Origin of the sequence: Roseomonas aerilata DSM 19363, from assembly GCF_000711725.1 — a bacterium.
GTDB classification, from domain to species: domain Bacteria; phylum Pseudomonadota; class Alphaproteobacteria; order Acetobacterales; family Acetobacteraceae; genus Roseomonas; species Roseomonas aerilata.
Window position 1 is genome coordinate 1 of record NZ_JONP01000067.1, and the last position, 14,787, is coordinate 14,787.

The window sequence follows — 14,787 nt, forward strand, 5'->3', positions numbered from 1 at the left end:
CCGACGCAGTGCCACAGCAGCCAAGCGGTTCTTCCGCAAGCTTCTGAAGGGGCTGCAGTACGTGCCCCGTGTGATCGTAACCGACAAGCTGCGCAGCTATGCTGTGGCGAAGCGCGAGATCCTGCCGAGCGTGGAGCATCGGCAGAGCCGCTATCTCAACAACCGGGCCGAGGTATCACACCAGCCGACACGACGACGAGAGCGGCAGATGCAGGGGTTCAAGTCAGCGCGCCACGCGCAGCGCTTCCTTTCCACGCATAGCCGAATCCACAACCGCTTCCAGCTTCGCCGCCACCGTTTGCCCGCCACTGAATACTGTACTGTTCGTGACGCCGCATTCGCCACATGGCAGGATGTGACCGGAGTTGCATCCGCCGCGTGAGGCTACCACCAGCGGTGAGCTCTCGGCGTCGACGTCCTCGCCGACCTGACAACGCCCCCGGAGTGTCTGCGCACCATGAGGCGGTTGGTACGGGTTGTTCGTGGAATGGAGCGGTCGGTCCTGCTAGCCCTCCTGGCGCTGCCGGTCCTGTTCTCCGGCCTGGGCGCCTGGGAGGTGTGGCGGGCTGCCGCGACGCCCGCCGAATACCAAGCGCTGGCCGACCAGCATTGGGAACGCACGGCCGTGCTGCGGGACTTGGAGCAGCACGACGCGGGTGCGCGCGTCAAGCTGCCCGGCAGCAGCGCCTTGGTTCCGGTCCGGGCCGCCATCGCCCGCTCGGAGCAGGCGAGGGATGCGGCCGAGGCTGATGGGTCGGTTGCCCGAGCGCGGGAGGTTGCGGCTTGGCTGACCCTGGTGGCCGGGGTCGCCACCGGCACCATCGGCTTGGCCGGGCTGTTGCTGGTGCGCCGGTCGGCCCGCAGGGGGATGCAGTCCCGCTCGGAGCTCGTTGCCGCCTTCGGGCGGGTGAGCCGCCTCCTTCCCGCCGCCCTCGGCGCGCAGGTCGTCGGGGCGGTGCTGGCCCTGTCCGGCGCCGTGGCGTTCGAGGTCGGCGGGCTGTGGTTCGTGTCAAACCCAGACGACCGGACAGTTCTCCTGGCCATCCTCGTGCTGATCTGGGCCGGCCTGGCGCTGTGGGGCGGGATCCGCACCCTGCGAAATCTGCGCCGCGCGCTGCGGGCCTTCCAACCCGCGCCGCTGCCCGTTTCCGCCGTACCCATCACTGAGACGCAGGCGCCAAGCCTCTTCGCCCTGCTGCACGACCTGGCATGGGAGCAGGGATCTACGCCGCCGGAAACGGTGACCGCCGGAGCGGAGGACGGCTTCTTCGTGACCGCGCTTCCCGTGCTGCTGCATGGCGCCCCGGACGCCGCACCGATCGCCACGCGGGGCCGCGTTCTGCACCTGCCGCTGCCCCTAGTGGCGGCACTGGACATCACGGAACTGCGCACCGTGCTGGCGCACGAGCTGGCGCACTTCTCTGGCGAGGACACCGACTACGGCCTGCGCTTCGCGCCACTCTTCGCCGGCCTGGGCCAGGGCGCCGCGGCGATGTCGCTGCGCGGGGGAGACTACTGGGGCACCACGCTGGTGGACCGCGTGTTCGAGCGCGCGGTGCACCCGCACACCGCGCTGGCGGTACACGCCTTCGAGCAGTTCAGCCACGTGGTCGCGCACTGGAGCCGGTTGCGGGAGTTGGAAGCGGACCGCGCCGGGGCCGCCTCAGGCTCGCCCGTTGCGCTCGCCAGCTCGCTACTGCGCGTCGGACTGGCGTCGGAGCTGCTGAAAGCCGCGCGGATCGGCCTCTCCGAGCGGCCGGACGACGCCCCGCGCGACCTGGCCGCCGCCCTGGTCGCATGCCTGCGGGAAGGCACCGGCGATCCCGCGGCGCACCTGGGTGACGAGGCCCCCCACCCCACGGACTCCCATCCCCCCACCTGGCAGCGAATTGAAGCGGCCGGTGTCGTGGTGGATGGGGCGCTGCTGGCGCGCGCCGCGCGGCCCGTCGACGCTGCGGACCTCGTCGCGGTGCAGGCCCTGTTCCTCGATTGGGAAACGCTGTCCGGCACGATCACCGGCCATCTGCGGGACCGTGCCCTGCGAGGGCAGGAGGCGCACCCTGCCCGGCTGCGCGAGGCGGCCGTCGCGACGGAAGGACTGGGGGAAACCGCGCTGCACGCCTCCCTGCTGCGCCCCGTGCTGGCTCTGGCGCTGTTCGGGGCCTTCTGCCTGGCCGTCTCGGCCGGCTGCGTGCTGGCCGCGCTCTACGGTGGGAAGCAGGACCGCGAGGCCTGGCGGTTCCTGTTCGGCGTCGCGGCAGTCGGCGCCGTTGGCCTCGGATTCTTGGCGTTGTGGAGCGTCCGGCTGTGGCGCGGGTGGGGGAGGCCTTACCTCGTACTGGACGAGGAGGGTGTCCGGTCACCGGGCTTCACCGGCACGGTGCGGTGGCTGGACGTGAGCGCCATCGGCGTGTCCTCCGTGCAATCTCCGACAACATGGTTCGTCCTCCGACCCGAGGCCCTACTGCCACGATCGACCGGGCTGATGTGGCGGCTCCGGATCGACGAGGAGCAGCGCGCCGTGCAGTTCATGGCGGTGCTGCCGCGGGGGCTGGACGAGGCAGCGTTCCGCGCCTTGCTGCTGCGCTACGCCGGAGCCGCCCACGCGCAACAGGCTCTGGACGCGGACTTACCGATACCCGTACCTCCTTCGGCGGGATAGACGACGAGCATTCGGCTAATCCGCCTCGGCCTCAGGTTCCACATGCCTCGCCATCGAGGGTGAGGTTCTCCAGGGGATGGCGGGCCGTTGTCGGACGCGGCCGAGCTTCTCCCGCCCACTGAGATCCGGACGTGTTCGACGCCTGACCTATTGGACGCTCGCCTGAAGGATGCTGCTCTGCTCGATGAGGCTAAGGCAGTGTCGATGGCCACCAGCCCGACAGGCTGTAGCATGGCCGGAGTGAAGTTGAGTGAGTTCGGGCTCACGCCGACGCTCGTGCCGTCGGAGGAAGCGCAGCGGTGTGTCTCCGACGGAATGGAAGATCCGGCGTGCCCTCCGCGTACTCGGGTCAGTCTCGCACGGAATTCCGCAAGTAGACGACCGAGGGGCGGTGAGCGGCATTCTCCACGTCATCCGCGACGGTCTGCGCTGGCGCGACGCCCCGGCTGAGTACAGCAGCGCATTCAAGAACAACAGGCTTGAGCAAGATCACCGCGGCATAAAAGGCCGCATCCGATGTATGCGCGGGTTCAAAAGCTTCAGCTCAGCGGAACGCTTCTGTCGCGGCTACGACGAACTCCGCAACCACCTCCGCCCTCGCGTCCGTCACAACCAGTATGTTCCAGCCAGCCGCCGTCGCATGCTCCATCCCCGTCGTGTAGCGACCGTGCTTGCCCTTCTTGAGGCTGGGTAGGCTGATAGAGTCAGCCCGCAGGTGACGTCAGCTTTGGCGCGAGCGCTGACAGATCCCTTGGGAAGGCTACGGGTGGCTGTTCTCCACGGTCTGTCTCTTCCTTCCGCAACGCGTCAGGTGGCGCCAAGCGGCCACAACCATCACAATAACGCGGAAGTGTCCTTTTATTCCTAAAATACGCGGCCCTGGCGCTCATTTTTTGGCGATCTCAGCGCTTGATCGCGAAAATGTGAGCATTCCGTTGCGAAGTCGTTCGCTCGGCTGATACCCAGTCGCTCAGCGAGGGAACCTGATCCCGCGAAGACAACAACCCGGCTCTTAGCCGGATCAGCAGAAGAGGGACATCGCCACCAAGTCCGAGCCCAGATCAATCATCTGAGTTCACTTGAGGATCATAGAAACTCAGAGGCGAAGGCCTCTGTCGTCGCAATCACACGGCTAAGCCGGTGCGGACGGAGACTTTATTCAACATGGCTGCTCAGGCTAACGGCTTCGCCTCCATGAACGGCGGCACCACCGGCGGCACCGGCGGGGCGACCGTCATCGTCACCACCGGCAAGGAATTGCTGGCAGCCGTGGCCAAGGCGGCGGGCGCGCCGCTAACCATCGTCGTCGAGGGCGAGATCAGCACCGGCAACACCGGTGCCGACGTCATCACCCTCAACGACGTCCACAACCTCTCCATCATCGGTGCCAGTAGTGGCGCGGAGTTCGACGGCATCGGCTTCCAGGTGAAGGGCGCTTCCTCCAACCTGATCTTCCAAAACCTCTCCATCCACGACGTGGCGAGTGGCCCGAAGGATGCCATCGGTATCGAGGGAGGATCCCACAACATCTGGATCGATAACAACGAATTCTACAGCAGCACGGATAAGGGCAAGGACTACTACGACGGCCTGCTCGACATGAAGCGCGGCGTGGAATACGTCACTGTCTCCGACAATGTCTTTCGTGATCACTACAAGGTGTCGCTGAACGGCTACTCCGACGCCGACGAAGGTGCCCGTTATGTCACCTATGAGGGTAACCTGTTTCAGAACATCGGCTCCCGCGCGCCGAGCGTCCGCGACGGCTATGTTCACGTACATGGGAACTACTACAAGGACGTGGAGACTTCCGCGATCAACCTCCGCATGGGCGCCGAGGGCCTGATCCAGAACAACGTCTTCGAGAACGTCAACAACCCGATCGTCAGCATCGACAGCGAGGAGATCGGCTACTGGAACCTCAGCGGCAACGAGTTCGACAACGTCACCTGGGGTAAAGTCGGTAGCGGTGAAGCGAGCGCGCAGGACGGCAAGTCCACCTCGGACTACACTGTTCCCTACAAGTACGATCTGGACGCCAGCTCCACGGTGAAGGCTAGTGTCCTGAGCCGCGCTGGCGCGGGCAAGCTTGACCTCCCGACCGACACGGTCGGCTCCTCCGACCCTGTCAAAGTCACGCCGCCCACCACGGTGCCAGCCGTGCCTACCCCGCCCATCAAGGTCACCGAGCCGAGCGCTCCCTCCAACCCGGACTCGGCGAGCGACACCCCGTCGGCTTCCAAAGGGACGGGCTCGGCGGACAAGCTGACGGGCACCGCCGGGAACGACACCATCGACGGCCTGGGCGGCAAGGACGTGCTGTGGGGCGGCGAAGGCCATGACAAGCTCATCGGTGGCACCGGCGATGACGCGCTCGACGGCGGCAACGGCAACGACACCCTGTTCGGTAACAACGGCAACGACAAGCTGATTGGCGGTGCCGGCGACGACCGTCTCGAGGGTGGCGAGGGCAAGGACATGCTCGACGGCGGCGCTGGGAACGACATCCTCGTGGGCGGCGCCGGCAAGGACACGCTCACCGGCGGTGCCGGCGATGACCGCCTGGTCGGCGGACTCGACAAGGATGTCCTGACCGGCGGCGCCGGGAACGACACCTTCGTCTTCAGCCAACTCCTCGACAGCAAGGTGGGCAGCGGCCGCGATGTCGTCACCGACTTCGCCAAGGGTGACCTGATCGACCTCTCGGCGATCGATGCTATGACCAAGCTGAACGGCGACCAGTCCTTCAGCTTCATCGGCAGCTGGAAGTTCACCGGCCACGCAGGCGAGCTGCATGCCATCCAGTCGAGCGGCGACACGCTGATCGAGGGTGATGTCAACGGCGACGGTAAGGCCGACTTCCAGATCGAACTGGCCGGCTTCCATAACCTGGCGGCGAGCGACTTCATCGTCTGAAGGGTTTCGAAGCTCCTATAAGGGTCAAGGGGCCGCGGTAGCCGTCTGGGACGGGCATGTCGGCCGACAGAGATAGCCAAAGATCTCGCGGACGATGTAATGTTTGAGGCAGCGTCGGCGAGCGCATCCAACTTGCTCAGGTGCTTAGGAGGGCGACGACCCGCTACACGCCCTCGCCCCGCAGGAACGCCATCACCGCTCGCGCCTCCCTGTTGAGCTCCGCAATACGCCGACGGAAGGCCACTGCCTCACCCGAGTGCCGGCCGTGCTTCATGCGCGCGATCAGGATCCGCTCAATGCCCTCTGTAGTGAGCGGTCCGGTGCTTTTCCCGCCGTGGAAGCGGCAACGACCATTCCGCATTGCTGGCGCGCAGCATGGATCACCAGATCGCGCTCGAGCTCCGCAGCGGGGAGCGGCATCGAGGCGCGTTGTGCAGGTGCGGGCTGGGCGCGTGGGGTTCATTGGGTCTTCCTGAACATGACTGCGTTGCACGGACCAGCTTGCAAGCGCAGTGAGGCGCGGAGGCACCCGGGATCATGGGACGCGGACATACTCCGGGCGTCCAAGCTCAAGCATGCGGTTCAGCACACCTACAGCGATGGTCACCTCAGTCGCACGGCGCCCGCTGGTGCGCGAACGCAGCGTGCCGCCAATAACGCGTTTGAACCTGCTGATGTCCGCTTCGACGAGAGCGCGCCAGTTGTAGCCAGACACCTTCTGCCAGCCCATGCGTCCGCGCTCGGCGATGGCCCGGAGGTGATGGTCGCGCTGGGTGGGCGCTGTCTCGGCCGTGGCGCTCGGTACGGCACTAGACCGTGGCGGCACGATCACCACAGCATCGGGGTGCCGCGCAGCGACCTCACCATAGACGCCGTCCTGGTCGTAGGCGCCGTCGACGGTGAACGAAGCGGTCGGGTCCGCAACCTGGTCGAGCAAGGGACCAACCTGCGAGGCTTCATCGACGTCGTTCGTCGTCAGGGTGGAAGCGACGATCCGCCCAGTGTCGGCATCCACACCGATGTGCAACTTGCGGCACGATCGGCGCGTCCTGCTCCCATGTTTCTCGACCAGCCACTCGCCAGGCCCGCACAACTGCAGATGCCGTATGGGGCCGGGCTGCCCTGGGAGCTGAGGCTTCCCGGTTAGGATGGCCGTCCCCAAGCTGATGGAGTGAGCAGGGCCGATTGTCGGCGCTGGCCATCCAGGGAGGTCGGTCATGGAGTATTTTGCTGCGGTCGATGTCTCGCTCAAGCTGAGCAGCGTGTGCGTGGTGGACGGCACTGGCCGGATCCTGCACGAGGCCAAGGTGGCCAGCGAGCCGGAGGCGCTGGTCGCTTATCTGAAGGGGAGTGGCCTGGCCTTCACGCGGGTTGGGCTGGAGGCGGGCCCTCTGTCGCAATGGATGCACGCCGGCCTGACAGGGGCAGGTCTCGAGACCGTGCTTTTGGAAACACGGCATGTGAAGGCGGTGCTCCGGTCAGTGGCAGTCAAGACCGACCGCAACGATGCCCGCGGCATGGCGCAGATGATCCGGATGGGCTGGTTTCGCCCCGTCCACGCCAAAACGATCCCGGCGCAGGAGGTCAGAGCCCTGCTGGCTGCACGCAAGCAGTTGCAGGCCCGACTGAACGACCTCGGGCTGTGCCTGCGTGGGATCTTACGAGGCTTTGGTCTCAAGCTCGGCGAGGTGGGTAAGGCTCGGTTCGAGGCGCGTGTCCGCGAACTGGTAGCCGGGCAGAGGACGCTGGAGAGCCTGGCGGAACCGATGCTGCGCGCCCGTGCCGCCCTGCGCGCCGAGTACGCGGCCTTGCACCGCGAGGTGCTCCGGATCGTGCGCGTGGATGACGAATGCCGGCGGATGATGACGGTCCCCGGCGTCGGCGCGATCGTGGCCATGACCTTCAAGGCGGCCGTCGACGACCCGAGCCGGTTCAAGCATTCCAGGGATGTGGGCGCGCATTTCGGGCTGACACCGAGGCGCTACCAGTCTGGCGAGGTCGACCGCTCAGGGTCCATCAGCAAGACCGGCGATGGTGACGTGCGGACCGCGCTGTTCGAGGCGGCCCACGTCATGCTGCTCCGCGTCCAGCGGTTCTCCGCGCTGAGGGCCTGGGCGCTCCGGGTAGCCAAAGCACGGGGGCTCAAGCGGGCGAAGGTGGCGCTCGCCAGGAAGCTCGCTGTCGTGCTCCACCGCCTCTGGGTGGACGGGACCGAGTTCCGCTGGAGCCGGGAGGCCGCGGCGACCGCCTGACCGGGGAGAAAGGATCGACGCACGGCCGCGAAGGAGCGCCGTTCGTCCTCAAGGTCCCGTCACGGGGACGCGGGATCGGGTGAAGCCGCAGCACCGGGCGTCGGCCATGCCAACCGGCATGAACCACGACCTGCAGATTGGCTCGCCCGCTCCTTCCGACAGCATCTTGTGCGCGGCCATGGCGCCGACGACGGACGGTTCCCACCCCTTTGGTGCTGCGCAAGATGAGCTTGCCGCCGCACTGCTCCACCATGCCGGCGACCATAGAGAGGCCGAGCCCCGTCCCTTTGCCAATATCCTTAGTGGTGAAAAAAGGGTCGATCGCCTTCGCGAGGGTCTCCTCGTCCATACCCTCTCCTTCGTCGCTTATGGCGAGGCAGACATACTCGCCGGGTGCAAGGCCGCTCCGTCCCTGAGCTTGCTCCAGACGGGCAGCAATAAGGATCCTGCCTCCGCACGGCATCGCGTCGCGGGCATTCAAGGCAAGGTTCAACAAGCCGAGTTCAAGCTGAGCGGGGTCGGCCTGGATGTGTTTGAGGATGAGGGGAAACTGCGTGTCGATCGTCACGCCGGCCCCCCGATCGTGCGCTGCAGCAGCTCGGCCATTCCCTGCACGAGCTTCGTCAGGTCGACCGCTTCCAGCCGGAGATCCTGCTTGCGGGCGAAAGCCAGCATCCGCTGCGTTAGCGTGGCGCCGCGTTCCGCTGCGTGCATGATGTTGTCAAGGACGCGGGTGATGTCCTTGCCTTCCGCCAATCGCCTCCTGGCGATGTCGACGCTGCCCCGATGGCCGCGAGAAGATTGTTGAAGTCGTGGGCGACGCCCCCGGTCAGCTTGCCGATGGCTTCCATCTTCTGCGACTGGAAGAACGCCTGCTGCGCCTGCTCGAGGGCGATCTGGGACTTCCGCCGCTCAGTAAGGTCGCGCGTGATCTTGGCGAAGCCGACCAGCTCGCCGTCCGGCCCCCAGATGGGGTCGATGACCACGTTCGCCCAGAAATGGGTGCCGTCCTTGCGGACGCGCCAGCCCTCGGCCTCGAAGCGGCCTTCCCGCAGGGCGGTTTCGAGAGCTGTTTGCGGCACGCCCGCACTGCGGTCTTCCTCGCGGTAGAAGCGCGAGAAGTGCTCCCCCATGATCTCGTCCGCCGAGTAGCCTTTGAAGCGCTCGGCGCCAGCGTTCCAGCTGCTAACGTGGCCCTCGGGGCTGAGCATGTAGATCGCGTAGTCGGTGACGCTCTGGACGAGGAGGCGGAACCGTTCCTCGCTGCGCCGGAGTTCCTTGTCGGCGAGCTTTCGCTCGGTGAGATCCCGCGTGACCTTGGCGTAGCCGATGAGTTCGCCTGACGGGTTGCGGATGGGGTCGATGATGACGCTTGCCCAAAAGCGTGAACCATCCTTGCGAAGCCACCACCCCTCCGCCTCGAAGCGACCCTCCTCCCTGGCCTTGCGGATCGCTATCTCGGGAATGCCGGCAGCACGGTCCTCCTCGGTGTAGAAGCGGGAGAAGTGCTGGCCGATGATCTCGGCCGGCGAGTACCCCTTGAAACGCTCCGCGCCGGGGTTCCAGCTTGTCACCACGCCTTGCCGGTCGAGCATGTAGATGGCGTAGTCCGTTACGCTCTGGACGAGCAGCTCGAAGCGGTTTGCTTTCCCGGCCAACTCACCTGTCGACGTCATTGAAAGCTCGTCCCGTATGCCGGCTTGACGGAACCGTCCTCGGCCATCTGGGGCGGCATGACCGCGTATAAAAAGCAAATAGCGTCCACACTGGGAAGCGCCGGAGTACCGGGAAGGATTAACAACCAGACTGGTCGAACCGACCTCACCGATTTGGCTGGAGCGCTTTCGCCAGCGCCTCGACTGAGTAGGGCTTATGCACCAGGTCAAAGCCCTGGGCGCCACTCTTCGCGAGAACATGGCTGTAGCCGCTGGTCAGGACGACACGGAGGTCAGGCCAGCGGCGCCGGATCTCCTGCCCGAGTTCCACCCCGCTCATACCGGGCATGACCACGTCCGAGAACACCACGTCAAAATGGTCGGCCTCTTTCTCCAGAATCCTCAACGCGTCATGCGCGTTTTGCGCCCATGTCGTCGCGTAACCGAGGTCCTCCAGCAATTGCCTGGCGAACTCGCCAACCTGGGTGTTGTCCTCGACCAGGAGCACGTTCCTGCGCCCTTCTCCGGGCAGGCCCGCTTCGGTGTCTGATGCCGTGAGCGGGCTTACCGGTTTGCCTTGAGCCCTAGGGAGATAGAGCGTGAAGGTCGTGCCCCGGCCCACGTCACTCTCGACGTGGAGCTCACCTCCGGACTGCTTGGCGAAGCCGTAGACCTGGCTGAGGCCAAGGCCCGTCCCCTTGCCGACCTCCTTGGTCGTGAAGAACGGCTCGAAGATTCTGCCCAGCACCTCGGGCTGGATACCCGCTCCCGTGTCGGACACGGAAACCGCCACGAACTCCCCCTGGGTACCCCCGTGACTGCGGGATGGCGGCACCTCGAAGGCCAGCCAAGTTCTGAGGGTCAGGCGGCCTTCCCCGTCCATCGCGTCACGGGCGTTTACTGCGAGGTTGACCAGAGCCGTCTCGAACTGGTTCGGGTCAGCCTGGACGGCGCACCCCTCGCAGTTGATCGGCGCCTCAATGGTGATGCGGGCGCCCATCAGCGGTCGGATCAGGTCGGTGACGGCCTGGAGGCGCTCACCGACAGTGAACGCCACGGGCTTGAGGGGCTGGCGGCGGGCGAAAGCCAGGAGCTGTCCGGTGAGCTTCGCTGCCCGGTTCGCCGTGTCGGAGATCGCCTCGACGTAGCGCCGCCGCCTTTCCTCCGAGAGGTGGGGGCGCCCGAGCAGGTCAGCGGACGACCGAATGATCGTGAGCAGGTTGTTGAAGTCGTGCGCCACGCCGCCCGTGAGTTGGCCTACGGCCTCCAGCTTCTGGGACTGGCGCAGGGTCTCTTCAGTCGCCATCAGCTGGGCCGTACGATCAGCAACTAGGCGCTCCAGCTCTTCGGACGCGAGGCGAGCCTCAGTGATGTCCACGTTGCAGCCGGTGTAGCCAAGGAAGGTGCCAGCATCGTCCGTGCGCGGCACGCCCTCACAGCGCAGCCACCGTACCCGGCCATGCCGGTCCCGTACGCGGGTCTCAGTCCGGAACGGCGCCCGTACCTGAAAGGCTGTGAAGAAGGCAGCAGTATGCCGCTCGAGATCTTCGGGTAGGACAATGCTGGCCCACCCGCCTCCCAGCATCTCCGCGGCAGGAAGCCCAAACATGTGGTCGTAATGCATGTTGGCAAAGGTGACCTCGCCGTCCGCGTCGGTCATCCAGATCAGTGCCGGGGCGCTGTCGGCGAGGTGGCGAAAGCGTGCCTCGCTCTCGCGCAGGGCCGTCTCGGCGTCGCGGCGAGCAGTGACGTCCAGGGCGAACTCGACCACCTCCTCCCCGATCCGGCGCGCCGCGAACAAGCCCCACCAGCGCGAGCCATCCCTACGGAAGTACTGCTTCTCGTAAGGCGTGGTCTCGCCAATCGTGAGCACCTCGGCGACCGCCTTCTGCGAGGGCGCGTGGAACTCCGGTGGGGTCAGCTCCTGCCAAGTCTTGCCGATCGCCTCCTCACGGCTGAAGCTGGTCATCCGCAGAAAGGCGTCGTTCACCTCCGTAAGGCCGAAGCCTGGGCCCCAGAACATCACCCCAACCGTCGAGATGGAGAGGGCTGTCCGAAGCCGCTCCTCGCTGCGGCGCAAAGCCGATTGGACCGTCTCGAGTTCAGTGACGTCCCGCGATGAGGCGAGCAACAGCCCCGGCTGTTCCTCGTTGCCCGGCACCGAGGTGACCTGCACGTCCCACCACTTCGGGGTTCCCCTCGCGGTCGGGCAGAAGCCCTGAAAACGGCCCACTCGACCGGCCAAAGCCTCGGCCAGGGCGGCCGCAACCTTGCTCCGTTCCCGCTCGGGCCAGAGCGATAGCCATGGCCTGCCACTGACGTCCTGGAGGCCGTCGATCTCCATCAACTTCAGGCCGGGACCGTTCATGAAGCTTACTCGCCCGGCGAGGTCGAGCAGCTTCACGCAGTCCGGATTGCTTTCCAGCACGTTGGACAGCAGCACGTTGCTGGCCTCGAGCCGCTGACTGGCCTCGTGCTGCTGGGTACGGTCGCGGACGATTTTACAGTAGCCGAGATGCTCCCTCGTTTCGTCGTCCTCGAGCCGGGTCATTGAGCCCGCTCCCCAGAACCGGGACCCGTCCTTGCGGCGATGCCAGCGCTCGTCCTTGGCGCGGCCCGCGGCCCGCGCCTGCGCCATCTCCAGGTCGCACGTCTCCTTAGCGTGCTCCTCGGGCGTGAAGATCATACAGGCGTGCTGGCCGACCGCCTCGGCCTCTGACCAGCCCATTACGCGTTCCGCCGCGCTGTTCCAGCTCGTGATGATGCCATTGAGGTCGGCCGTGAAGATGGCGAAATCCGCCGCGCTCTCCAGGACCAGTTCGGCGAGACGGCTCCGACTCAGCTGACGGGCACGGGAGGAGCTAACCGGCGTGCTGCCCATCGGACCCACTCGTGCAAAGGCTGGGAGCTTCGGTTTGGCGCGGCAGGATTGGCTGTCCCTCAGCACGCTCGAGCAGGCGTAGGGCGGCGCGAACCACCTCACTGGAACTCTGATAGCGACCAGAAGCCACGAGCCGCGAGACGAACTCGCAGAGCTCGCTAGTCAGAGCGACGTGGAGGCTGTGATGAGCAGGCATGACGCCCTTCTAGTCCGGTGTAACAAGGGTGTCACCCTAGGAAACACTTCCATTTTCGCAACAAGACTTGGGGCCTCGCTCGTCATCTACCTTTGAAAATATTGTTGCGGTTAGCACCTGATCAGCAGTGATAAGCTCTGTATCACGTTTTCATGAGGAGGGGCCGCTGGCCTCTAGGCATCTTTCGGTAGACCGCAGATGACGAAGCATGACCAGCAGCTGATCCAGCAAGCCGCGGCGAGAGCGCTAACCTGCCTCACTGGTGCCTTGGAGAAGCAAACCCCCGGGTCGCCCCTGTGGGTGCTGCTCGTCGAGGCACTGGATTCCGTAGAGTTCATTGAAGCCATCGCTGACGAGGCACGCGACGCCTTCGTCCCGAACCTTCCCTTCAGCACAGAGTCGTCCGCCATTCAGGCGCAGAGGCTCGCTCTGACCCGTGCCTTGCTGTGCCGCCGAGACATACCTGAGCGTCTGCAGGCCGCCTGATGGTTCCGGCACGACGCATGAGCAAGATGGCTCACAGACGTGCGCCGCAGGGCGCAAACCTCAAGATAGCGGACACGACGGCACCGGATGCACCCGCATCGGCGACTATCCTCCCCTTTCCGCGGGTGCTTCAGCGCTCCTTGTGCATCACGCAGGCAGAGCGGGCTCGATCCGCTGCCTGGGCCGCCCGCAAAGCCTTGTCCCTGGGTGGGGTGTGGTGGGTCGAGACGCACCTCACTGAAGAGGGGCAGGCCTGGCTCGGTTTGGTGACGCCGTCCAGCCGCACCTCGGGCCGAGCAGACGTCAGCCTTGCTTGGCTGATCGAGCGCACCGTCAGAGGAGTTGAAGTGACCTGTCCGCGGACTTGGAAGACCAGGGTGGTTTACTGCGTTGAAGAGGCACTTGCCTTCATCGAGACAGCTGAGGAGATGCACCGCACCTCTGTCTAGTGATCCCAGCTGGTCAGGCAACTCAGACTGGCGCGCGTGCTGATCACCGTCGCGTTTGGCGGTCACCCTGGCGTCTTCTCTACGTCGCGCTGCTCTCCCCAGATGCCTTTCATCGGGTTGTTGCGCCATAGGTCAGCGGGTCGAAGGTAGCCCAGCGCCACGTCGGCGGAGCTGTGGCGGGTCTGGCGCATGGCCTAGGCGAGGTCGGCACCGGCCTCGCCGGCGGCGGTGGCGAGCCCCGCACCAGCCGCCACACCGCCTTGTCGGAGAGGCCCGAGGCGCTGAGCCGCCCGGCCTTGCTCATCCCGACAAACGGCGGCCTCTCCCCGTCCGAGGCACCTCCCGTGGTGTCCGGTCCCTTCCCCCCGGAAGAGGAGCCCTGCCTCGAGGGCGGCGAGCGGGGTGGCGGGGGAGGGGCGGGTGGCCGGCATTAACCGCAGCACGTCGGGCCCGGCAGCCGCGGCTTTGCTAAGGGGCGGGTTCCTTTGTCGCGGGCGATGCCCTCGAGAACCATAGCGAGGCGCAGGTGGCGGAGGTCGAGAGCGATACCCGCCAACCGATGAGCGGCCTGGATGGCGGCAGGTGGACGCGGAGGCTGGCCACGGCGAGACCGCGGTCGGCGCAGCGGACGGCCTACATGGCGAGCGTCTCGGGGTCGCCGGTGAGGGGCCCGCGGCCGAGGGAGGCGCACCAAGCCTCGAAGGCGGTCCAGGCGGAGCGGTAGGCGCGGCGCGTGCCCTCGCCGCGGACGCGGGTGGCGTAGACGGCGCGCCGAGAGCGCCTGCAGCTCGGCCGCGTGCTCCGGGTACCCGCAGGTCACCCACCAGGCGCGTGTGCAGCACCAGGGTCTCGGCTGCGGTGGGGCATCGGGGTGGGCGGTGAGGGCGGCCGGGGTAGGGAGGGAGCGCATCGCCGGGCATGCAGGGGTGTGACGCGGTCCGTTCCGTCCGGAAAGAGGATTAAGAGCACCTAACGAAACCTGCTGGTGAGCGTTTTGCGGGGCATGGCGAAGCCCCTGGTTCCGGATGATCTCTGGGCGGCGATCGAGCCGCTTCTGCCGCGTGAGCGGCCCAAGCCCAAGGGTGGGCGGCCGCGGCTGCCCGACAGGGCGGCGCTGACCGGCATTCTGTTCGTGCTGCGGTCCGGCCTGCCCTGGGAGATGCTGCCTTCTGAGATGGGGTGCGGCTCTGGGATGAGTTGCTGGCGCAGGCTCCGGGACTGGCAGGAGGCCGGTGTCTGGGCTGCCTTGCACCGGGCTTTGCTGGAGCGCCTTCAGGCAGCCGGGCAGAT

The 14,787-nt window shown here is 66.2% G+C and carries 13 protein-coding genes and 2 pseudogenes; 8 read left to right on the forward strand and 7 right to left on the reverse strand.

Annotated features, from left to right (window positions below; genetic code table 11):
• The 5 genes and pseudogenes from BO39_RS31950 to BO39_RS30590 form a co-directional block, all read left to right on the forward strand.
• The coding region (locus tag BO39_RS31950) for a DDE-type integrase/transposase/recombinase (protein WP_156964002.1) at nt 1–382 on the forward strand (382 nt) is incomplete at its 5' end.
• Nucleotides 383–487: 105 nt separating this feature from the next.
• A complete protein-coding gene (locus tag BO39_RS27255; protein ID WP_043839717.1) occupies nt 488–2,662 on the forward strand; it encodes a M48 family metallopeptidase in 2,175 nt (724 codons plus the stop codon).
• Between the two features lie 355 nt (nt 2,663–3,017).
• A pseudogene (locus tag BO39_RS35480) lies at nt 3,018–3,117 on the forward strand (IS5/IS1182 family transposase); the annotation flags it as partial.
• Nucleotides 3,118–3,137: 20 nt separating this feature from the next.
• A pseudogene (locus BO39_RS35485) lies at nt 3,138–3,356 on the forward strand (DDE-type integrase/transposase/recombinase); the annotation flags it as partial.
• 470 nt (nt 3,357–3,826) lie between these two features.
• On the forward strand, nt 3,827–5,578 hold the full coding sequence (locus tag BO39_RS30590; RefSeq protein WP_052402906.1) for a pectate lyase family protein: 1,752 nt from the start codon (nt 3,827–3,829) through the stop codon (nt 5,576–5,578).
• Between the two features lie 163 nt (nt 5,579–5,741).
• Here BO39_RS30590 and BO39_RS35065 read toward each other — a convergent pair whose 3' ends face one another.
• Together BO39_RS35065 and BO39_RS27265 are read right to left on the reverse strand one after the other, a co-directional pair.
• Nucleotides 5,742–6,041, reverse strand: a complete 300-nt coding sequence (locus tag BO39_RS35065; RefSeq protein ID WP_084698597.1) for an HGGxSTG domain-containing protein — start codon at nt 6,039–6,041, stop codon at nt 5,742–5,744.
• Nucleotides 6,042–6,113: 72 nt separating this feature from the next.
• Complete coding sequence (locus BO39_RS27265; RefSeq protein WP_084698598.1) at nt 6,114–6,797, reverse strand: IS5 family transposase; 684 nt, start codon at nt 6,795–6,797, stop codon at nt 6,114–6,116.
• Between BO39_RS27265 and BO39_RS27270 the strand changes: the two genes are divergently transcribed.
• On the forward strand, nt 6,796–7,830 hold the full coding sequence (locus tag BO39_RS27270) for an IS110 family RNA-guided transposase (RefSeq protein WP_043839719.1): 1,035 nt from the start codon (nt 6,796–6,798) through the stop codon (nt 7,828–7,830). The two genes, BO39_RS27265 and BO39_RS27270, sit on opposite strands and share 2 nt — an antisense overlap.
• Here the strand turns inward: BO39_RS27270 and BO39_RS34070 are convergent.
• The 5 genes from BO39_RS34070 to BO39_RS31970 form a co-directional block, all read right to left on the reverse strand.
• On the reverse strand, nt 7,721–8,398 hold the full coding sequence (locus tag BO39_RS34070) for an ATP-binding protein (protein WP_211257586.1): 678 nt from the start codon (nt 8,396–8,398) through the stop codon (nt 7,721–7,723). The genes BO39_RS27270 and BO39_RS34070 overlap by 110 nt on opposite strands.
• On the reverse strand, nt 8,395–8,544 hold the full coding sequence (locus tag BO39_RS34075; RefSeq protein ID WP_211257587.1) for a hypothetical protein: 150 nt from the start codon (nt 8,542–8,544) through the stop codon (nt 8,395–8,397). The genes BO39_RS34070 and BO39_RS34075 overlap by 4 nt, the downstream gene beginning before the upstream one ends.
• On the reverse strand, nt 8,514–9,506 hold the full coding sequence (locus BO39_RS34080; RefSeq protein ID WP_211257588.1) for a PAS domain-containing protein: 993 nt from the start codon (nt 9,504–9,506) through the stop codon (nt 8,514–8,516). Before BO39_RS34080 ends, BO39_RS34075 begins: the two co-directional genes overlap by 31 nt.
• A 145-nt stretch (nt 9,507–9,651) precedes the next feature.
• Nucleotides 9,652–12,366, reverse strand: a complete 2,715-nt coding sequence (locus tag BO39_RS30595) for a hybrid sensor histidine kinase/response regulator (RefSeq protein WP_052402911.1) — start codon at nt 12,364–12,366, stop codon at nt 9,652–9,654.
• Entirely contained in the window at nt 12,347–12,562 is a 216-nt protein-coding gene (locus BO39_RS31970; RefSeq protein WP_084698599.1) for a type II toxin-antitoxin system ParD family antitoxin, read from the reverse strand. Before BO39_RS31970 ends, BO39_RS30595 begins: the two co-directional genes overlap by 20 nt.
• A 198-nt stretch (nt 12,563–12,760) precedes the next feature.
• Here BO39_RS31970 and BO39_RS27285 point away from each other — a divergent pair, with 198 nt between their 5' ends.
• Both BO39_RS27285 and BO39_RS27295 read left to right on the forward strand, forming a co-directional pair.
• Nucleotides 12,761–13,048, forward strand: coding sequence for a hypothetical protein (locus BO39_RS27285; RefSeq protein WP_043839721.1), 288 nt, complete (start codon nt 12,761–12,763; stop codon nt 13,046–13,048).
• Nucleotides 13,049–14,500: 1,452 nt separating this feature from the next.
• The coding region (locus BO39_RS27295) for an IS5 family transposase (RefSeq protein ID WP_043837804.1) at nt 14,501–14,787 on the forward strand (287 nt) is incomplete at its 3' end.